General features: G+C 68.2%; 23 protein-coding genes. 6 read left to right on the top strand and 17 right to left on the bottom strand.

The features are described 5' to 3' along the window. Positions 1-143: 143 nt before the first annotated feature. The 10 genes from rapZ to NJD74_RS04040 are packed head-to-tail and all read right to left on the bottom strand — an operon-like array spanning position 144 to position 7,753. Entirely contained in the window at positions 144-1,040 is an 897-nt protein-coding gene (gene rapZ / locus NJD74_RS04085) for an RNase adapter RapZ (RefSeq protein WP_319623716.1), read from the bottom strand. Further along, the gene (gene hprK, locus NJD74_RS04080; protein ID WP_019185403.1) at positions 1,037-1,987 is read right to left on the bottom strand and encodes an HPr(Ser) kinase/phosphatase; all 951 of its coding nucleotides are present in this window, start codon (positions 1,985-1,987) and stop codon (positions 1,037-1,039) included. Before hprK ends, rapZ begins: the two co-directional genes overlap by 4 nt. Further along, on the bottom strand, positions 1,984-2,436 hold the full coding sequence (locus NJD74_RS04075) for a PTS sugar transporter subunit IIA (RefSeq protein WP_019185404.1): 453 nt from the start codon (positions 2,434-2,436) through the stop codon (positions 1,984-1,986). Before NJD74_RS04075 ends, hprK begins: the two co-directional genes overlap by 4 nt. 21 nt (positions 2,437-2,457) lie before the next feature. Then, positions 2,458-2,784: a ribosome-associated translation inhibitor RaiA gene (gene raiA, locus NJD74_RS04070; RefSeq protein ID WP_046274055.1), complete on the bottom strand. Its 327-nt coding sequence runs from the start codon at positions 2,782-2,784 to the stop codon at positions 2,458-2,460. 58 nt (positions 2,785-2,842) lie between these two features. After that, the gene (locus NJD74_RS04065; RefSeq protein WP_019185406.1) at positions 2,843-4,282 is read right to left on the bottom strand and encodes an RNA polymerase factor sigma-54; all 1,440 of its coding nucleotides are present in this window, start codon (positions 4,280-4,282) and stop codon (positions 2,843-2,845) included. 42 nt (positions 4,283-4,324) lie between these two features. After that, the gene (lptB, locus tag NJD74_RS04060) at positions 4,325-5,044 is read right to left on the bottom strand and encodes an LPS export ABC transporter ATP-binding protein (RefSeq protein ID WP_019185407.1); all 720 of its coding nucleotides are present in this window, start codon (positions 5,042-5,044) and stop codon (positions 4,325-4,327) included. Further along, positions 5,044-5,619 carry a lipopolysaccharide transport periplasmic protein LptA gene (lptA, locus tag NJD74_RS04055; protein ID WP_019185408.1) on the bottom strand — a complete coding sequence of 192 codons (576 nt, stop codon included), beginning with the start codon at positions 5,617-5,619 and terminating at the stop codon, positions 5,044-5,046. Before lptA ends, lptB begins: the two co-directional genes overlap by 1 nt. After that, on the bottom strand, positions 5,597-6,163 hold the full coding sequence (gene lptC, locus NJD74_RS04050) for an LPS export ABC transporter periplasmic protein LptC (RefSeq protein ID WP_019185409.1): 567 nt from the start codon (positions 6,161-6,163) through the stop codon (positions 5,597-5,599). The genes lptA and lptC overlap by 23 nt, the downstream gene beginning before the upstream one ends. Next, positions 6,160-6,708, bottom strand: a complete 549-nt coding sequence (locus NJD74_RS04045) for an HAD hydrolase family protein (RefSeq protein WP_019185410.1) — start codon at positions 6,706-6,708, stop codon at positions 6,160-6,162. The genes lptC and NJD74_RS04045 overlap by 4 nt, the downstream gene beginning before the upstream one ends. Positions 6,709-6,751: 43 nt before the next feature. Then, a complete protein-coding gene (locus NJD74_RS04040) occupies positions 6,752-7,753 on the bottom strand; it encodes a KpsF/GutQ family sugar-phosphate isomerase (protein WP_319623715.1) in 1,002 nt (333 codons plus the stop codon). Between the two features lie 53 nt (positions 7,754-7,806). On the opposite strand from NJD74_RS04040, the gene NJD74_RS04035 reads away from it, so the two are divergent. The 3 genes from NJD74_RS04035 to NJD74_RS04025 all read left to right on the top strand — a co-directional run bounded on the left by NJD74_RS04035 (position 7,807) and on the right by NJD74_RS04025 (position 9,724). Further along, complete coding sequence (locus NJD74_RS04035; protein WP_019185412.1) at positions 7,807-8,040, top strand: BolA family protein; 234 nt, start codon at positions 7,807-7,809, stop codon at positions 8,038-8,040. Positions 8,041-8,144: 104 nt separating this feature from the next. Further along, the gene (murA, locus tag NJD74_RS04030) at positions 8,145-9,419 is read left to right on the top strand and encodes a UDP-N-acetylglucosamine 1-carboxyvinyltransferase (RefSeq protein ID WP_019185413.1); all 1,275 of its coding nucleotides are present in this window, start codon (positions 8,145-8,147) and stop codon (positions 9,417-9,419) included. Beyond that, entirely contained in the window at positions 9,416-9,724 is a 309-nt protein-coding gene (locus NJD74_RS04025; RefSeq protein ID WP_019185414.1) for a hypothetical protein, read from the top strand. Before murA ends, NJD74_RS04025 begins: the two co-directional genes overlap by 4 nt. Before the next feature lie 33 nt (positions 9,725-9,757). On the opposite strand, the gene NJD74_RS04020 is transcribed toward NJD74_RS04025, so the two are convergent. From NJD74_RS04020 to purM, 5 genes are all read right to left on the bottom strand, one after another. Continuing rightward, a complete protein-coding gene (locus NJD74_RS04020; RefSeq protein ID WP_019185415.1) occupies positions 9,758-10,441 on the bottom strand; it encodes a DUF3108 domain-containing protein in 684 nt (227 codons plus the stop codon). A gap of 2 nt (positions 10,442-10,443) precedes the next feature. Beyond that, the gene (locus NJD74_RS04015; RefSeq protein ID WP_284128265.1) at positions 10,444-11,220 is read right to left on the bottom strand and encodes a DUF3108 domain-containing protein; all 777 of its coding nucleotides are present in this window, start codon (positions 11,218-11,220) and stop codon (positions 10,444-10,446) included. Positions 11,221-11,287: 67 nt separating this feature from the next. Further along, positions 11,288-11,941 (bottom strand): phosphoribosylglycinamide formyltransferase, encoded by a 654-nt coding sequence (gene purN, locus NJD74_RS04010; protein ID WP_319623714.1) that lies wholly within the window; start codon positions 11,939-11,941, stop codon positions 11,288-11,290. Next, a complete protein-coding gene (locus NJD74_RS04005) occupies positions 11,938-12,420 on the bottom strand; it encodes a hypothetical protein (protein WP_019185418.1) in 483 nt (160 codons plus the stop codon). The genes purN and NJD74_RS04005 overlap by 4 nt, the downstream gene beginning before the upstream one ends. Positions 12,421-12,428: 8 nt before the next feature. Beyond that, positions 12,429-13,484 carry a phosphoribosylformylglycinamidine cyclo-ligase gene (gene purM / locus NJD74_RS04000; RefSeq protein ID WP_319623713.1) on the bottom strand — a complete coding sequence of 352 codons (1,056 nt, stop codon included), beginning with the start codon at positions 13,482-13,484 and terminating at the stop codon, positions 12,429-12,431. A 108-nt stretch (positions 13,485-13,592) separates the two neighbouring features. Here purM and NJD74_RS03995 point away from each other — a divergent pair, with 108 nt between their 5' ends. The 3 genes from NJD74_RS03995 to hda are packed head-to-tail and all read left to right on the top strand — an operon-like array spanning position 13,593 to position 16,593. Beyond that, positions 13,593-14,717, top strand: a complete 1,125-nt coding sequence (locus NJD74_RS03995; protein WP_139146388.1) for a DUF2066 domain-containing protein — start codon at positions 13,593-13,595, stop codon at positions 14,715-14,717. After that, positions 14,714-15,886 (top strand): AI-2E family transporter, encoded by a 1,173-nt coding sequence (locus tag NJD74_RS03990; RefSeq protein ID WP_319623712.1) that lies wholly within the window; start codon positions 14,714-14,716, stop codon positions 15,884-15,886. The genes NJD74_RS03995 and NJD74_RS03990 overlap by 4 nt, the downstream gene beginning before the upstream one ends. After that, positions 15,883-16,593, top strand: coding sequence for a DnaA regulatory inactivator Hda (gene hda, locus NJD74_RS03985; RefSeq protein ID WP_019185422.1), 711 nt, complete (start codon positions 15,883-15,885; stop codon positions 16,591-16,593). The genes NJD74_RS03990 and hda overlap by 4 nt, the downstream gene beginning before the upstream one ends. A 228-nt stretch (positions 16,594-16,821) precedes the next feature. Here hda and murU read toward each other — a convergent pair whose 3' ends face one another. Beyond that, complete coding sequence (murU, locus tag NJD74_RS03980) at positions 16,822-17,535, bottom strand: N-acetylmuramate alpha-1-phosphate uridylyltransferase MurU (protein WP_102789117.1); 714 nt, start codon at positions 17,533-17,535, stop codon at positions 16,822-16,824. Then, positions 17,532-18,557: a phosphotransferase gene (locus tag NJD74_RS03975; protein WP_070471131.1), complete on the bottom strand. Its 1,026-nt coding sequence runs from the start codon at positions 18,555-18,557 to the stop codon at positions 17,532-17,534. The genes murU and NJD74_RS03975 overlap by 4 nt, the downstream gene beginning before the upstream one ends. Positions 18,558-18,593 lie beyond the last annotated feature (36 nt).

Here is an 18,593-nt window from a genome sequence, read left to right as displayed (position 1 = left end):
TGTGTTCCGCGGTTCAGCGTGTCGATGACCTGTCCCGGGTCGGCGCAGGACAGGGCGATGGGTAGACGCCGCGTCGAGGGTCGGGCAGGCATGTCGCCACGCCCGGCCGCAGTGCATGCCGGCGGCCGCCGGCGATGCCGTTTTCAGTCGAGTTCGCGATGGAACGTGGCCACTTCCGGCCAGCCCTGGTCGCGGGCATGGCGGGCCATGCGCTCGGCCATGTAGACCGAGCGGTGCTTGCCGCCGGTGCAGCCGAAGGCGACCGTGACATAGCTGCGGGTGTCATTGCCCAGCCGTGGCAGCCAGGTGTCGAGGAAATCGACCAGCTGGCCGGCGTAGTGCTGTACGTCGGGCTGCTCGTCCAGGTGCTCGCGCACGCCGGCATCCCGGCCGGAGAGCGGGCGCAGCTCCGGGTCCCAATGCGGATTGGGCAGGACCCGCACGTCGAACACGAAGTCGGCCTCGGCGGGGACGCCGCGCTTGTAGGCGAACGATTCAAACAGCAGCGACAGCTTGTTGCCGTGGGCGAGCGCGAATTCGGTGACCACCTTGCGGCGCAGCTGGTGCACGTTGAGGTTGCTGGTGTCGATCACCGCATCGGCGGCGCGGCGCAGCGGCGCGGTGAGTTCACGCTCGCGGGCGATCGCTTCGGGCAGCGACAGCCCCAGCTGGCTCAGCGGATGGCGGCGACGGGTGTCGGCGTAGCGCTTGAGCAGGGTCTCATCGGTGGCATCGAAAAACAGCAGCTGCGCATCCAGGCCGGCGGCCTTGGCGTCTTCGCGCCAGTGCGAGAGCTGGGTCAAATCGCTCTGCGCGCGCACGTCGATGCCGACTGCCAGCCGGCGCGGCGCTTCGCGGCCGGGATCACCGAGCAGACTGCGCACGAAATCCGGCAGCAGGTCGATCGGCAGGTTGTCCGAGCAGTAGTAATCCAGGTCTTCGAAGGTCTTCAGCGCGACCGTCTTGCCGGAACCGGACAGGCCACTGACGATGATCAGGGTGGCGGCGGTCGGGGCGGAGGCGGGGGCGGGGGTGGTCATGGCGTGCGGCGTTCCAACATGTTGCTGTGGCGGGCGATGAACATCGCGGCCGGGTCGATGCCCTTGGTCCGCAGGATGTGCAGGCGCGTGGCGGCTTCGGTCAGCACGGCCAGGTTGCGGCCGGGCATCACCGGCAGGGTGATCAGCGGCACATCCAGGTCCAGCACGTGGCGGGTACCCGAGTCGCCGGTCAGGCGTTCATAGCCGTAAGGGGTGGGCTCGGTCATCGGCTTGGTCAGGTGGACGATCAGCCGAAGGTACTTGTTCTTCTTTACCGCCGTGTCACCGAACATCTCGCGCACGTTGAGCACGCCCAGGCCGCGCACTTCCAGCAGGTCCTGCAGCAGCTCCGGGCAGGTGCCGTCGAGCACGTCGGGGGCGATCTGGGTGAATTCGGGGGCATCGTCGGCCACCAGGCGGTGGCCGCGGCTGAGCAGTTCCAGCGCCAGCTCGCTCTTGCCCGAGCCCGCTTCGCCGGTGATCAGCACGCCGATGGAGTAGATCTCCATGAATACGCCATGCAGGATCACCCGCGGCGCCAGCGTGCGCGCCAGGTGGTAGGAGAGGTGGTTGAGCAGCTCGTGGCCACGCTTGGGCGAGATCCACAGCGGGGTCTGCGATTCGTCCGCAGCCGCGCGCAGGTCTTCCGGGCAGGACTGGTTGCGGGTGATCACCAGCGCCAGCGGATGGGACTGCATGATCCGCTCGATCGTTTCCCAGCGCTGGCGCGAGTCCAGCGAATCCAGCCAGGACAGCTCCTCGGTGCCGAGGATCTGCACCTTGTTGGGGTAGATCGCGTTGAGGTACCCGGCCAGCGAGGGGCGGCGGGAGACCTTGTTGCCGGCCTCCAGCTCACGGCGCTCGCCCTGCTGGCCGGCGACCCAGCGCAGGCTCAGGCGGTCGCGCTGCTGTTCGAACAGTTCGCGCGCGGTGATGCTGGTATTCATGCGGCACTCGCCGGCGGGGGGAATTCGATGACCCGACGCAGCGCGTCGCCGTCGCGCGCTTCGCGCAGCGCTTGGCGGATGGCCGGCTCGGAGAACAGCTCGGCCAGCTCGGACAGCAGCATCAGGTGTTGATGGGTGTAGTGCGCGGGCACGGCAATCGCGAAGACCAGATCGACCGGCTCATCGCCGCCGAACTCCACCGGCGATTCCAGCCGCAGCAATGCGCCGCGGGGGCGTTCAAGCAGCGGGGCACGGCCGTGCGGGATGGCGATGCCGTGGCCGATCGCGGTGCTGCCCAGCGTCTCGCGCTGGCACAGGTTCTGGTACAGCAGCTCGGCGTTGGCTTCGCGGCAGGCCAGCAGGCGGGCTGCGGCCATCAGCACGCTGTCGCGATCGGCGGCCGGCAGCACTTGCGTGCGGACGGCCGCCAGAAGATCAGTCAGAGGCATGTCGGGGTGGAAACGGGGGCATCAGCCCTCATTGTCGCCCACCGGCAGCGGTTGCGGTGCGTGCTGCTGCTTTTTCTCTTTGTGCTTGATGACCAGGCGGTCGAGCTTGTCGGCCAGGATGTCGATTGCCGCATACATGGTGGGGCCGCTGGCGTCCGCGTGCAGAGTCTGCCCGGGAACATTCACACTCGCATCGGCATGGTGCTCCGGCTTGCGGATCGACAGTTGCACGCGGACCTCGCAGTGCTGGTCGAAATGCTTCCTCAGCCGTTCCAGCTTGGTCTCCACGTACTCGTTCAGAGCCGGGGTGATCTCAAGGTGGTCCTTGCCAAACGTCTCGATGTGCATCGGGTTTCTCCTTTGTTCGGATGTGCCAATGAACCTTCCCGCCGGGCGCGGTGGAGCGTCAGACGATTCGTACCCTTTCGTGCGAGGCGGAAATGTTCATGGCTTCACGATACTTCGCCACGGTGCGTCGCGCCACCGGTATTCCCGAGGTTTTGAGCAGGTCAGCCAGCTTGGCGTCAGAAAGCGGCTTGCGCGGGTTCTCGTCATCGATCAGGCGGCGCAGCATGGCCTGGATGGCGGTGCTGGAGGCTTCGCCACCGCTGTCGGTGTCGATGCCGGAGGCGAAGAACGCGCGCAGCGGCAGCGTGCCGCGCGGGGTGCGCACGTACTTGCGGGCGATCGCCCGGGAAATGGTGGATTCGTGCAGGCCGAGCTCGCCGGCCACTTCCCGCAGGGTCAGCGGGCGCAGGGCCTGTTCGCCGAACTCCAGGAAGGCGGCCTGCTGGTCGAGCAGGCAGCGCATCACCCGCAGCAGGGTCTCGCCGCGGGCCTCCAGGCCCTTGAGCAGCCAGCGCGCCTCCTGCAGATGGGCGCGCATGTAACCGGCGTCGGCCTCCCCGCAGCGGCGGATCAACTGTTCGTAGCCGCGGTGGATGACCACCCGCGGCCCGGCGTGGCCGGCCAGGGCCGCGCGCCAGACGCCATTCTGGCGCCAGACCACGCAGTCGGGCACCACGTAGCTGTCGTGGGAGAGCTCGCCGATCTGGGTGCCCGGGCGCGGGTCCAGCGAGCGCAGCAGCTGCACCGCCACCTCGACCTCGGCCAGCGGCTCGCGCAGCTCGTGGGCGATGCCGGCCACGCCGCTGCGCGGCAGGCGCTCCAGCGGCCCATCGGCGATGCGCCGGGCCAGGGCCAGCCCGGGGGTATCGGCGGGCAGTACCAGCAGCTGCAGGTCCAGGCACTCGCCCAGGCTGCGCGCACCCACCCCGACCGGGTCGAAGCGCTGGATCTGGTGCAGGACGGTCAGGATTTCGGCCTCGTCGGCCTGGATGGCCGGGCGCAGGGTCTCGGCGATGGCCGTGAGCGGCTCGCGCAGGTAGCCGTCCTCTTCGAAAGCGTCGATCAGGGCCGCGCCGATGCTGCGGTCGCGGACCGACAGGTGCGACAGGTGCAGCTGCCAGAGCAGGTGGTCGGCCAGCGATTCGGTCTCGGCCACGCGTTCGGCGGCGCTGCCGTTGTCGTCATCGTCGAAGGAGCCGCCACTGCTGCCGCTGGTCCAGTCGCCCTCGCCGGGCGACCACTCGTCGCCGGCGGAGACCTGGTGCTCCCCATCGGCATGGGTATCGGCGGGGGCGGGCGGGGGGCTGTCCTCGCCGGGGCTGGCCTCGAGCGCCGGTTCAGCGTTCTCGGCCCAGTCCAGCAGCGGGTTGGTTTCCACCGCCTCGTTGATTTCCAGCTCCAGCTCGGCGCTGGACATCTGCAACAGCTTGATCGCCTGACGCAGCTGCGGCGTCATGACCAGGTGTTGCCCCATCGATGTCTGCAGCCGTGCTTTCATGCCTGTGCCGAACGGAAGGAAGGCGTTGCGGCGGCCGCTGGATCAGAGCTTGAAGGTATCCCCAAGGTAGACGCGGCGGACGTCGGCGTTGGCCAGGATCTCGTCCGGCGCGCCCTGTGCCAGCACGCTGCCCTCGTTGAGGATATACGCGCGGTCGCAGATTCCCAAGGTTTCGCGGACATTGTGGTCGGTGATCAGCACCCCGATCCCGCGCTGCTTGAGATGGGTGACGATGCGCTGGATTTCACCGACCGAGATCGGGTCGACACCGGCGAAGGGTTCATCGAGCAGGATCAGGCGCGGTTTGGCGGCCAGCGCGCGGGCGATTTCACAGCGGCGGCGCTCACCGCCGGAGAGGCTGGCCCCGAGCTGGTCGGCCACGTGGTTGATCTGCAGTTCGTCCAGCAGGCTGGCCAGTTCCTTTTCGCGGCCGGCCTTGTCCAGGTCCTCGCGCAGTTCCAGCACCAAGCGCAGGTTGTCGGCCACGGTCAGCTTGCGGAACACCGAGGGTTCCTGCGGCAGGTAGCCCACGCCCTGCTTGGCACGGGTGTACATCGGGTCGCTGGTGATGTCCTTGCCGTCCAGCACGATGCTGCCGGCATCGGTCTCGACCAGCCCCACGATCATGTAGAAGCAGGTGGTCTTGCCGGCACCGTTGGGGCCGAGCAGGCCGACCACTTCACCGGCCTCCAGGGTCAGCCCGAAATCCTTGACGACTTCACGCTGCTTGTAGCGCTTGCGCAGGCCTTTGGCGACGAGCATTACTTCTTGCTCCCGGCGGCGGGCGGGGTGGCTGGCTTGGCCGCGGGCGTGGCCGGCTTGGCCGCCGGGGCGGCCGGTGCGGCGCCCTTGTTCTTGGGCTGGATGACGGTGCGCACGCGGGTGCCGTCGCCACCGCTCTGCATGTTGCCGGTGCGCGTGTTGTAGGTCATTTTCTGGCCGCTGTTGGTGCCGCGCGGCGACTCGACCTTGTAGTTGCCGGTGAGGATGATCACTTCGCTGTTGACGTTGTAATCCATGTTGTCGGCCCAGGCATTCATCTTGGAACCGTCATCCATTTCCTGCTCCAGCGTGGCCTGCTTGCCGGTCAGCACGACGCGCTCGATATCGCCGTTCTTGCGGAACAGATCGGCGTTGGCCGCGTGGATCACCAGGGTGCCCTGGGTGATCACCACGTTGCCGGTGAACGTGCACTTGCCCGCATCGTCGGTCAGGTTGCAGTCGTTGCTGTTGGATTCCAGGTTCATCGGCTGGTTGCGGTCGGACGACTTGGCCAGCGCCACGCCGGGCAGCAGCAGGGCGAGCAGCGCGAGCTTAGCGGGCAGCGTTCGGTTCATAGCGGGTCTTGACCTGTGAAAGGAGTTTGTACTGCCGGGTTTTCATGTCGGCTTCAAAGCCGACGCCTGTCTGTGACAGGCCCGGGCGGGTCATGGTGACCCGGGCATCGGTCCTGGCGCGGTTCTCGTTCGGGAACACGTCCAGATGATCGGTGCGGAAGGTGGTGGGCACAACGCCGGGGACCTTGGGGCTGTCGCCGCTGACGTTGCCGATGAGCTTGAGCTGGTCGCCCTTGGCGCTGACCCAGCCGCTGTCCCCGCGCATCTCCCAGTGATTGCCGTCCTGGTCGGGCAGCAGGAACACCGGGGTGGTCAGGGTCATGGTTTCATCGCTGCGCGCACGCTCCAGCAGCGGGGCGCGCAGGGTGGTGGATTCCTTGCCCTGTTCGTCCAGCGCCACGATCTGGAAATCGTGCAGCACGTAATCCTTGGTGGCATCCTCGCCCTCGGCCACGGGGGCCTTGTCGCGATGGTGCAGGGCCAGCCAGCCGGTCAGCAGTGCGGCGACCAGCAGCAGGCCGCCGATGGCGGTACGCACGTTCATGCGCCGAACCTCGCCAGCACGGCGTCCACATGGCCCTGTGCGGCCAGCAGGACATCGCACAGCTCACGCGCCGCGCCCTGGCCACCGTCGCTGCGGGTCTGCCAGTGCACGCGTTCGGCGATCCACGGGTGGGCATTGGCCGGCGCGACCGCCAGGCCGACCGCGCACAGCGGGCCGAGATCGGGCAGGTCGTCGCCCATGAAGGCCACCTGGTCCAGGCCGATGCCGTGCTGCCCGCACAGCGCCTTGACGCTGGCCAGCTTGTCGCCGACCGCGATCTGGGTATCGATGCCCAGGTCCGCGCCGCGCTTGAGCGCGGACTGGCTGTTGCGCGCGGTGATCAGCACCGGGTGGATACCGTGGTATTGCAGCAGTTTCAGGCCGAGTCCGTCCTGCACGTAGTACGCCTTGCTCTCGTTGCCGTCCTTGTCGTAGTAAAGCCGACCGTCGGTGAGCGTGCCGTCCACGTCGAAGCACGCCAGCCGGATACGGCCGGCGACGGCATGCAGGTGGGACGGGAAACCGGGCAACGGGGAGTAAGGCATCGTCTGGGGGCAGCTCAGCTGAATGGAGGAAGGCAACTGTGGTTTAAACCACCCGGGCCCGCAACAGGTCATGAATGTTGAGCGCGCCGACCAGATGGCCGTTGGCATCGACCACCATCAAGCCGTTGATCTTGTGGGCTTCCATCAACTGCGCGGCCTCGGCCGCCAGCTGGTCGGCACCGATGGTGCGCGGGCCGCGGGTCATCACATCGGCGATCTTCGCGCTGCGCACGTCCAGGTCGGTATCCAGCGCGCGGCGCAGGTCGCCGTCGGTGAACAGGCCGATCAGGTGGTTGTCCGCGTCCACCACGGCGGTCATGCCCAGGCGCTTGCGGCTCATCTCCACCAGGGCTTCGCTCAGGCTGGCACCGACGTCCACGCGCGGCAGCTCATCGCCGCTGTGCATGACATCGGTGATGTGCAGCAGCAGGCGGCGGCCGAGGCTGCCGGCCGGGTGCGAGCGGGCGAAATCATCGGCCGTGAAGCCACGCGCATCGAGCAGGGCCACGGCCAGCGCATCCCCCATGGCCAGCGAGGCGGTGGTGCTGGAGGTCGGGGCCAGGGCCAGCGGGCAGGCCTCGGCCGGCACGCTGACATCCAGGTGAACGTCGGCGGCGCTGGCCAGGCTGGACTGCGGCCGGCCGGTCATCGCGATCAGACGGTTGCCCTGGCGCTTGAGCACCGGCAGCAGCATCAGCAGTTCGTCGGACTCGCCCGAATAGGACAGCGCCAGCACCACGTCGGCCTCGGTGATCATGCCCAGGTCGCCGTGCCCGGCTTCACCGGGGTGCACATAGAAGGCCGGGGTGCCGGTCGAGGCCAGGGTAGCGGCGATCTTGCGGGCCACATGGCCGGACTTGCCCATGCCGGTGGCGACCACGCGGCCCTTGCCCTGCAGGACCAGCTGGCAGGCCTGGCTGAATGCCTCGCCCAGCCGCTCGGCGACCGCGCCCAGCGCATCGCGCTCGATCTCGAACACGCGGCGGCCGCTGGCGACCAGTGCCGCAGCGTCGGCCGGATGGGGGAGTTGGGGCGAGACAGCCATGCGAGCGCCACGTGGAAGAGTAGAATGAGCGCTCATTTTATTAGGAAAGCCCGTTGGACGCCGAGACCATCCGCAATCTGATCGAAACCGGCCTGCCTGGCGCCCGCGCGGACGTGCAGGGTGACGACGGCGTGCACTTCGAGGCCACCGTGGTCTGCGACGCCTTTGCCGGCAAAATGCCGCTGGCGCGTCACCGCATGGTCTACGCGACCCTGGGCGATCTGATGGGCGGGGCGATTCATGCGCTGGCGCTGAAGACGGTCACCCCGGCCGAAGCGGGCGGTTGATTCCGGGGTACCCCTCACGGTTATCGTTTCAGCCGACCCACGGTCGGCTACCCAGACCATTCAGCCGACCAACGGTCGGCTCTACCTCATTCCAAGTAGATTCCATGGCCAAGATCGTAGTGACCGGCGGCAAGCCGCTGCACGGTGAAGTGAACATTTCCGGCGCCAAGAACGCTGTCCTCCCCATCCTGTGCGCGACCCTGCTGGCCGATGCGCCGGTGGAGATCACCAACGTGCCGCACCTGCACGACGTGGTGACCACCGTGAAGCTGCTCGGCGAGCTGGGTGCCAAGGTCACCATCGACCAGGGCACCCTGTCGCGCGGCAGCGCGATCGTGGTCGACCCGCGCTCGGTGGACCAGCACGTGGCGCCGTATGAGCTGGTCAAGACCATGCGCGCCTCGATCCTGGTGCTCGGCCCGCTGCTGGCCCGCTTCGGCGCGGCCGAAGTGTCGCTGCCCGGCGGCTGCGCGATCGGCTCGCGTCCGGTCGACCAGCACATCAAGGGCCTGCAGGCCCTGGGTGCGGAAATCACCGTCGAGAACGGCTTCATCAAGGCCCAGGCCAAGCGTCTGAAGGGGGCCCACTTCACCTTCGACATGGTCAGCGTCACCGGCACCGAAAACGTGCTGATGGCCGCCGTGCTGGCCGAAGGCACCACCGTGCTGGACAACGCGGCGATGGAGCCGGAAGTCACCGACCTGGCGCACTGCCTGATCGCGCTCGGCGCGAAGATCGAAGGCCTGGGCACCGCCCGCCTGACCATCGAAGGCGTCGAGAAGCTCTCCGGTGGCCGTCATGAAGTGCTGCCCGACCGTATCGAAACCGGCACCTTCCTGGTCGCCGCGGCGATGACCGGCGGCAAGGTCACGGTCAACCGTGCCCGCCCGAACACCATGGACGCGGTGCTGGCCAAGCTGGTGGAGGCCGGTGCGCATATCGAGACCACCGAAGACAGCATCACCTTGGACATGGGCGGCAAGCGCCCGCGTGCGGTCAACCTGACCACCGCGCCGTATCCGGCGTTCCCGACCGACATGCAGGCGCAGTTCATGGCGCTCAACTGCGTGGCCGACGGCGTGGGCGTGATCAACGAAACGATCTTCGAAAACCGTTTCATGCACGTCAACGAACTGCTGCGCCTGGGCGCGGACATCCAGGTGGAAGGCCACACCGCGATCGTGCGGGGTGCCGAGCAGCTCAGCGGCGCCCCGGTGATGGCCACCGATCTGCGCGCCTCGGCCTCGCTGATCCTGGCCGGCCTGATGGCCGAGGGTGATACCACCATCGACCGCATCTACCACCTGGACCGCGGCTACGAGAACATCGAAGAGAAGCTGTCCTCGCTGGGCGCCACCATCCGGCGCGTCGCGGCATGATCCTGCGCGGCCGGTTCACCCGCCGCCGCAAGGCGCTGCTGGTCCTGGTGCTGATCGTGCTGGCATGGCTGGGCTACGCCTGGTATGCCGGCATCGCGATCACCCAGGGCATCCAGCAGGAAGACATGGACTGGAACGCCGATGGCACGGTCAGCCGTACCGAGGTGTTCCAGTCGTTCTATGCGGTCGGCGTGGACAAGAGCGTCGACGGCAACCGCCACTGCAGCACCTACTACTGGCGCGATACGCGGCAGCAGATCCGGGTGGACTGCAGGACGGTCTTCGGCGAGGCCAAGCCGGAATGAAAAAACGCCCGCGCAAGCGGGCGTTTTTCTTGGTCAGTTCATGCCTTTGATCGTCAGGTCCAGCGCATCCTTGCCGCTCTCACGCTGCAGCAGGCGCGCCGGCACCGGGAACTCCGGCACGATCCAGGCGATCAGTTCCTTGTTGCCGTCCACGCGCGAGACCTTCGTCGCGTCGTAGGACTTGCCGGCCACGGTGATCTTTTCCTTGCCGACCACCTTGTAGGACATCGGCTTGATCCGGCCTTCGTCGACCATGCGGTAGTTCAGCGGCTTGCCGGCAGCCAGATCCCGCGCGATCGCCAGGTTGATCAGCAGGGCGTCCATGTCGCCGGCCTTGAGCGCGACCGGGCCGCGACGGTCCGGCTTGACGTCGCCGGTCCAGGTCGCCTGGTTGCTGGTCCAGTTGTAGTTGGCGTCCACGTTGCGCTTCTTGACCAGCAGCACCGAGCGGTCGTTGCTGCTCAGCGGGCGCAGGCGGCCGTTGGCTTCCTCGAAGACGGTGTTCTGGCTGAGATCGGCCAGCTGGTTCTTGACGTTGAGGCTGTAGCGCCACTTGTTGGCGCCTTCGCTGGTGAGGGTCATGGTGCCATTGGCCTGCATGCCCATGTAGCTGGCCTGGTAATCGGCCTTGAACGGCTGCAGCGCCATGGCGGGCAGGCTCACGACAGCCAGGGCGCCAGCGGCGATCCAGGTCAGCGGACGGTTCAGTGTGGTCATGCTCAGACTCCTTGGTATTCGATCAGGCGCAGATCAATCCGATCTTCGCCATCTTCGCGTTGCAGGATGCGCACCGGCGTGGGAACACCGTTGGCGATCCAGAGGATGGTTTCGTCGTTGCCGCCGTTGGTGCGGTACACCCGCAGCGCGTTGTAGGACAGGTCGCCCACCGGCACGTTCTCCGTGTCCGGCGCGGCCTGGTAGTCGTGCTGGCGGACGCGGCCCACGTCCACATAGCGGTAGTGCATCTGCCCGCCGGGGCGGGCGTCGCGCATGATCGCCAGATTCAGCAGCAGCGCGCTCTGGTCGCCGGGCTGCAGCGGGATCGGCTGGCGGCGTTCCTTCTTCAGATCGCCCAGCCACTGCGCGGTGCCGGCCTTCCAGTCATAGGTGCCGGTCACTTTCTTGCCCAGGAACAGGCCTTTGCGGACAGTGCTCTGGCTCAACGGCACGTAGGTGCCGTTGCGGTTCTCGAACACCGTGCTCTGCTCCAGGTTCAGGCCGAGAACGCTGGCAAAGCCGCTGCGACCCACCACCTGCATGTCCACCCGCCACTGGTCGCCGCCGGTGTGGGTGACGCGCATGGTCGCATCGCCGGCCTGCTTGCCCTTGTAGAGGGCTTGGTAGGTAGCGGTGAATGGCTGCAGCGGCGGTGCCTCCCAGTCCATTGCAGGAAGGGCGGGCAACGGGGGGGGCGCCGTCTCCTGCGCGTGGGCAAGGGCGGCAGTGCACAGCAGGGAGGCCATCAGCAGCACGGGCTTGAACAAAGGCGTTCTCATGCGGGCCGGTCGGTGGGGGAAGGGGAAGAATGCCAGCGCCGGGATCAGCGGCGTGTGTGCGCGGCGCTTATCGGTTCAGCTGTCCGGCGCAATCTAGGCGCAGCGGGCTAAACAGGGGGTGACCGTCGAGCTGGAGCTGACCTGCCTGTTCAGTTACGCGGCCGCTGACCAGCAGCCCGAGGCTGGCGATGAGCAGCGGATGCTCCACGGCCAACACCCGCAGGGCCAGCGCTTCGGCGGTGTCACCGGCCTGGACCGGCACGCGGGCCTGTGCCAGCACGGTGCCGGCATCCAGTTCGGGCACCACGAAGTGCACGCTGGCGCCGTGCTCGGCATCACCGGCTTCCAACGCGCGCGCATGCGTGTGCAGTCCCTTGTACAGCGGCAGCAGGGAGGGATGGATGTTGACCAGGCGGCCATCGAACCGCGCCACGAAGGCCGGGCCGAGGATGCGCATGTAACCGGCGCAGACGGTCCAGTCCGGGGCGAACGCGTCCAGCGCATCGGCCATCGCCGCATCGAAGGCGGCGCGGTCCGGGAAGTCCCTGGGCGAGCGCGCCCAACGCTGGGCCGGGCCGACCTTGAGCAGGGCCGAGGCCTCGGGTTTGTCCGAGAGCACGGCCACGACCTGCGCATCCAGCCGCTGCGCGGCGATGGCGTCCAGGATGGCCTGCAGATTGCTGCCCCGGCCGGAGGCGAGTACGGCGATACGGCTGCTCATGCGGTTTCGAAGGCCGCCTTGACTGCCGGGCGCGACAGCACCACCAGGGTGAACACGCCCAGGGCGGTACCGAACGGCATGAAGATGCAGGCGATACCGGCCACCACCATGCACAGTAGGTAACGCCGGCGCTGCGCCAGGCAGCGCCCGGCATAGGCCATGTACCCGGCCAGCACCAGCCCGGCAGCGCAGCCCAGCCCACCGATCAGCACGAACACCCACCCAAGCAGGCGCGGATCGAACGGCGGCGGCGCCTCGCCCGGCGCCAACGGCGGTGGTGCGGCGAAGATGACGGCCACGCCCATCAACAGATAGATCAGCGGGAACAGCGAGAACAGCGCGGTCAGGCCGGCCAGCACATAGTGGAAGACCGACAGCAGTTGCAGCTGCGAGGTGTCAACCGCGGTGCCCGGCACGGCCGGCGCCGCTGCGGCGGGCAGCGACGGCGGTTGGGCAGCGGCCTCCAGGCGGGGCTCCATGACCGGGCTCAGCCGATCTTGACGCGTTCGGTGCCATCGGCGTGGGTCACGGCACCGATGGTCCAGTGGTCCAGCCCCTGCGCGGTGACGGCGGCAGCGACCGAGGCCACCTGGTCGGCGGCCACGATCAGCACGAAGCCGATGCCGCAGTTGAAGGTGCGCCACATCTCGCTGTCGGCCACCGCGCCTTCCTTCTGCAGCCACTGGAACACCGGCGGCAGGGTCCAGGCATCGGCCTGGATGTCCAGGCCCAGGCCCTCGGGGACGACGCGGATGATGTTCTCGGTCAGGCCGCCACCGGTGATGTGGGCCATGCCGTGGATCGCCGCGCTATGGGTCTTGAGCAGCGCCAGGATCGGCTTGACGTACAGGCGGGTCGGCGCCATCAGCGCATCGACCAGCTTGACCCCGCCCTCCAGTTCCAGGTCGGCCGGCTGGCCGGCGCGGTCATAGATGCGGCGCACCAGCGAGTAGCCGTTGGAGTGCGGGCCGGAGGAGGCGATGCCGATCAGCACGTCGCCGGCGGCCACGCTGGCGCCGTCCTTCAGTTCGCTCTTCTCGACACCGGCGACGGTGAAGCCGGCCAGGTCGTACTCGCCCGGGGCATACATGTCGGGCATTTCAGCGGTCTCACCACCGATCAGCGCGCAACCGGCCTCGGTACAGCCGTTGGCGATGCCGCCCACGACCGCTGCCGCGGTATCGATGTCCAGCTTGCCGGTGGCGAAATAATCCAGGAAGAACAGCGGCTCGGCCCCCTGGACCAGCACGTCGTTCACGCACATGGCGACCAGATCGATGCCGATCGTGTCGTGGCGGCCCAGCTGTTGTGCGAGCTTCAGCTTGGTGCCCACGCCATCCGTCCCCGAGACCAGGACCGGCTCGCGGTACTTGCTGGAGAGGTCGAACAGGGCGCCGAAGCCACCCAGGCCCCCCATGACTTCCGGGCGGAAACTGCGCTTCACCAGCGGCTTGATGCGCTCGACCAGCTCATTGCCCGCGTCGATATCGACACCAGCGTCGCGGTAGGTCAGGGGAGAGGGGTTGGACGGGGAATTGGTCACGGGCGTCGGCGCTGCGCTGGGGTGAAAGCGCGATTTTAACAGGCCACGTTGGCGCGCAGGCCCTATTCGGGCAACAATTCCCCCCGGATACGCTCAATGGAAGTCCTGATGCGCCGCAGCCTCTTTTTCATGATGTTCCTCGCGCTGTGCCTGCCGGTGGCCTCGATGGCCCAGAGCGGCCTGCGCACCGAAGGCGATGTGGCCACCGCCAGTGGCGCTTACGAGGCCGAGGTCCCGGTCAACAGCCAGGCCGATTCGGACCGCAACGGTGCCCTGGCCAGGGCGCTGGGCAATGTGCTGGCCAAACTCTCGGGCGACCGCAGCGTGATGAGCCGCCCCGGGGTGATGCAGGCCCTGCGCAACGCCAAGGATTACGTGGCCAGCTATGACTACCGCCAGGACCAGAGCACCTCGGCCGGCGGCGCCCCGAGCTACCGCACGATCCTGGTGGCGCGCTTCCGCGAGGATGACGTCGACGGGCTGATCTCGGCCCTGGGCCTGCCGCTGTGGCCGCAGCCCCGCCCGAAGCCGGTGATCTGGCTGGCCATCGACGATGGCTCCGGCCCGCGCCTGGTCACCGTCCAGCAGGCCAACGCGGCGCGCCCGCTGCTCAACCGGGCCATCGAACGCGGCTACAAGCTGGGCCTGCCCTCGGGCAGCGCGGCCGAGCAGGCGCTGGTCGGCGCGATCTGGCGCCAGGACACGGCCGCCGTTGCCCGCGCCTCGGCGCGCTATGCCCCGCCGATGCAGCTGATCGGCAAGCTCTACCGCGATGGCAGTGGCTGGGTCGCCGACTGGGTATTCGTCGATGGCGGCAAGGAACTGAACAAGTGGAGCACCAAGGACAGTGACGCCCGCCGCGCCATGGCCGGTGGTGCCGACGGCGCCGCCGATGCGCTGGTGCGCCGTTACGCCAAGGCCGGGGCCGCCACCGGTGCCGCCGGGACCTACACGATCGTGGTGCTGGGCCTGAACAGTGCCGAGGACTACATGCGCCTGGCTGCCGGCCTGCGCGAGACCGCGGTGGTGCGCAACGTCACCCCGGTGCGCGCCTCGGGCGACCGCCTGGAGCTGTCGCTGGAACTGACCACCGGCCTGGCCGGCCTGAACCGCATGCTCGGCGACAACGGCGTGATCGCGCCGACCGCGCCGCTGGCACTGCCGGTGCCGATCGATGAAACCAACCCCTCGGCCCTGCCGCCGCCGCCCAGCAACGAGTACCGCCTGCGATGATCCTCACCCCCGAAGCGGAAATCGCGCAGTTCCTCAGGCGGTTGAAGTATGTGCTGGTGGCACTTGCCGCCGGCTGGGTGATCTGGCTGCTCGGCCCGATCCTGACCCCCTTCGTGCTGGCCCTGGCGCTGGCCTGGCTGGGCGACCCGCTGGTCGACCGGATCGAGGCCACCGGCCGCTCGCGCAACACCGGCGTGGTGCTGGTGTTCGTCGCGATGATCCTGCTGGTCACCGCCGCGCTGCTGATCCTGGTGCCGATGATCGAGCGCCAGGTCGCCACGCTGGTGGCGGCGATTCCGCAGGCACAGCAATGGCTGATGGAAAAAGGCATCCCGTGGTTCGAGCACAAGACCGGGCTGGAGGTCATGCAGTGGATGGACCCGGACCGGCTGATCGAGTGGGTGCGCAGCCACTGGCAGCAGGCCGGCGGCTTCGCCAAGACCTTCTTCGGTTACGTGCAGCGCTCGGGCTTCACGATGGTCACCTGGGTGGTCAACATCCTGCTGCTGCCGATCCTGGCGTTCTATTTCCTGCGCGACTGGGACAAGCTGGTCGAGCGCGTGGCCTCGATGATTCCGCGCAACCACGTCGGCACCATCACCAACCTGGCGCGTGAATCGGACGAGGTGCTGGGGGCGTTCATCCGCGGCCAGTTCCTGGTGATGATCGCGCTGGGCGTGGTGTACGCCGCGGGCCTGTCGCTGGTCGGCCTGAAGCTGGGCCTGTTGATCGGGCTGGTGGCCGGCCTGATCAGCTTCATTCCCTACCTGGGCGCGACCACCGGCATCGTGATGGCCGTGGTGGCCGCGCTGGTGCAGGCGCAGGGCTTCGATCTGAAACTGCTGATCCTGGTCGGCGTGGTGTTCACCGTGGGCCAGCTGCTGGAAAGCTACGTGCTGACCCCGCGCATCGTCGGCGACAAGATCGGCCTGCACCCAGTGGCGGTGATCTTCGCGGTGATGGCCGGTGGCCAGCTGTTCGGCTTCCTGGGCATGCTGCTGGCGCTGCCGGTGGCGGCGGTCAGCAACGTGCTGCTGCGCTATGCGCACCAGCGCTATCGCCAGAGTGATCTGTATGCCGGTGAGAAGTCGGCGATCGTGCTCGATGCCTACGTCGACAAGCCCGAGATCGTGATCGTGGGCACCCCGAAGGGGCCGGACGCGCAGTGAGTGTCGTGCCGCAGTTGCCGCTTGCCCTGCGCTACCCGCAGGACGAGCGGCTGGAGACCTTCATCGGTGCGCCGGATGGCGCACTGGCGCAGCTGCGCGCCATCGCCGTGGGCGCGGCGCACGACTGGGTCTACCTCGAAGGCGCGCCGGGCACCGGCAAGACCCACCAGGCGCTGGCGATGTGTTCGCTGGCCGAACAGGCCGGCCGCCAGCCGACCTATCTGCCGCTGAAGGCGGTGGTGGGGCGTACGCGCGCCGCGCTGGAATCACTGGAAGGCCGCGACCTGGTCGCACTGGATGGGCTGGATGCCGTGGCCGGGCAGCGCGAAGACGAAGTGGCGCTGTTCGATTTCCACAACCGCGCGCGCGCGGCGGGCATCACCCTGCTGTACACCGCGCAGCACGCGCCGGATCAGCTGGGGCTGGTGTTGCCGGACCTGCGCTCACGCCTGCAGCAGTGCGTGCGCGTGGTGCTGCAGCCGCTGGACGACGAAGGCCGTGCGGCGGTGCTGCGCGAGCGCGCGGCGCGACGTGGCCTGGCCATCGACGAGGCCGCCATCGAATGGTTGCTGACCCGTACCGGCCGCGAGCTGGGCAGCCTGGTCAGCCTGCTGGACTGGCTGGACCGCGAATCGCTGGCGGCGCAGCGCCGCATCACCGTACCCTTCCTGCGCCAGGTCCTGGAAGACGGCCCACACCTGTTGTAGAGCCGACCGTTGGTCGGCTGCTCAGGAGACGGCCCCACCGTGTAGAGCCGACCGTTGGTCGGCTGCTCAGGAGACGGCCCCCACCGTGTAGAGCCGACCGTTGGTCGGCTGCTCTGGCGGGCTCGGGCGGAGAGCAGCCGACCAACGGTCGGCTCTACCATCGGGCGGAGAGCAGCCGACCAACGGTCGGCTCTACCTCCGGGTCGCCCAAAGGGGGGGCGCGGTGTTTTATCCGTGCGGGGATTGCAACTGGGCGTCCAGCTGCGCCAGACGCTCCGGCGTGCCTACGTCGGTCCATCGGCCGCGATGGTGCTGGCCGGTCACACGGCCCTGCGCCATCGCGTGGCGCAGGAGGGGGACGAGGCTGAACTGCGGCGGTGTCGCGCCGGCCCCGGTGGTGTCGCCGATCACCGCCCGCCAGCCGTCGAGGATCGCCGGGCGGTACACGCCGATACCGGCATAGGTGAGCCGCGCGCTGTCGCCGTCATCACTGACGCGACCATTGGCGTGCAGGATGAAATCACCGCGCGGGTGCTGCGCGGGATTGTCGACCAGCACCAGATGCGCATCGCCGGCAGGCGTGCGCGGCAACGTGGCGACCTCCATATCCGTCCACACATCGCCGTTGATCACCAAGAACGGTGCCTCGCCGAGAATCGGCAGGGCATTGAGGATGCCGCCACCGGTTTCCAGCGGCACGGCGCCCTCATCGATGAAGTGCAGGCGCAGCCCCCAGCGCGCACCGTCGCCCAGCGCGGGTGCGAACTGGTCACCCAGCCAGGCGGTGTTGATCACCACCTCATCGATGCCGGCGGCAGCGAGCCGTTCCAGGTGCCACACGATCAGCGGCTTGCCCCCGGCCACCAGCAGTGGCTTGGGCGTGTGCAGGGTCAGCGGGCGCATGCGCTCGCCCTTGCCGGCCGAGAAGATCATGGCCTTCATGGGCGCGCCTGCACCGGTTCGGCGATGCGGGCCAGGGCCGGTTTGATGCGCAGCTCGAACAGGTCGTGCAGTGGGGCCAGCTCGGGATGGCGCGGCAGCACTTCATCCAGATAGCGGATGAAACGGGGTGCATCCTCGAAGTAGTGACCCTTGCCGTCGCGGTCGCGCAGGCGCACGAACAGGCCGAGAATCTTCAGGTGGCGCTGCACGCCCATCCAGTCGGCGTCGCGCAGGAACTGCGGCCACGGCCGCACCGGCAGGCCGGCGGCCAGGGCGAGCGCGTGATAGCGCGCCAACCACGCGTCCACGCGTTCGATCGGCCAGCTCAGGAACGCATCCTTGAACAGGCTGACCGGGTCGTAGGCGATCGGCCCGCGCACCAGATCCTGGAAATCCAGCACGGCCGGCCCGCCGTCGATCGGCATCAGGTTGCGCGGCATGAAATCGCGGTGGGTCAGCACCTGCGGCTGCTGCAGGGCGTTGTCCATCAGCAGGCGGTGCATGCGCTGCAGGTGCTCGATCTCGCCGCCGTCCAGTGCCAGGCCGAGGTGACGTTGCAGGAACCATTCGTCGAACAGCCCGGCATCACGCTGCAGCAGCGCCTCGCCGAAGCTGCCCATGCCCTCGGGCACGGGGATCGACTGCAGCCGGATCAGCTGCGCGAAGGCGGCATCGAACCAGGCATCGGCGTTGTCATTGTCGATATGGCGCGCCAGGGTCGGGCCGCCCAGGTCTTCCAGCAGCAGGAAACCGTTGTCCTCATCGCGCGCCAGGACCTGCGGCACGCGCACGCCGTTGGGCTCGAGCAGGTCGTGCATGCGCAGCCACGGGCGCACGTCCTCCAGCCCGGGCGGGGAGTCCATCACGATGTGGCTGCCGCGCGCGCTGGTGGCGCGCCAGTAGCTGCGGAAACCGGCATCGACCGACGCACGGTCAAGCGCAGTGGCCGGGTCGCCGAGGGCGGCACAGGTCCACTGCCGGCGGTGTTCGGCGCGCAGCGGATCGGAAGCGGGATCGTTCATGGACGGGTACGTCGAAGCGGCGCCGGACGGCGCGCG

Origin of the sequence: Stenotrophomonas sp. RG-453, from assembly GCF_033843685.1 — a bacterium.
Lineage (GTDB): Bacteria > Pseudomonadota > Gammaproteobacteria > Xanthomonadales > Xanthomonadaceae > Stenotrophomonas > Stenotrophomonas bentonitica_A.
Note: the sequence above shows the minus strand (reverse complement) of the source record. Positions and strands in the feature narration are given on the sequence as shown.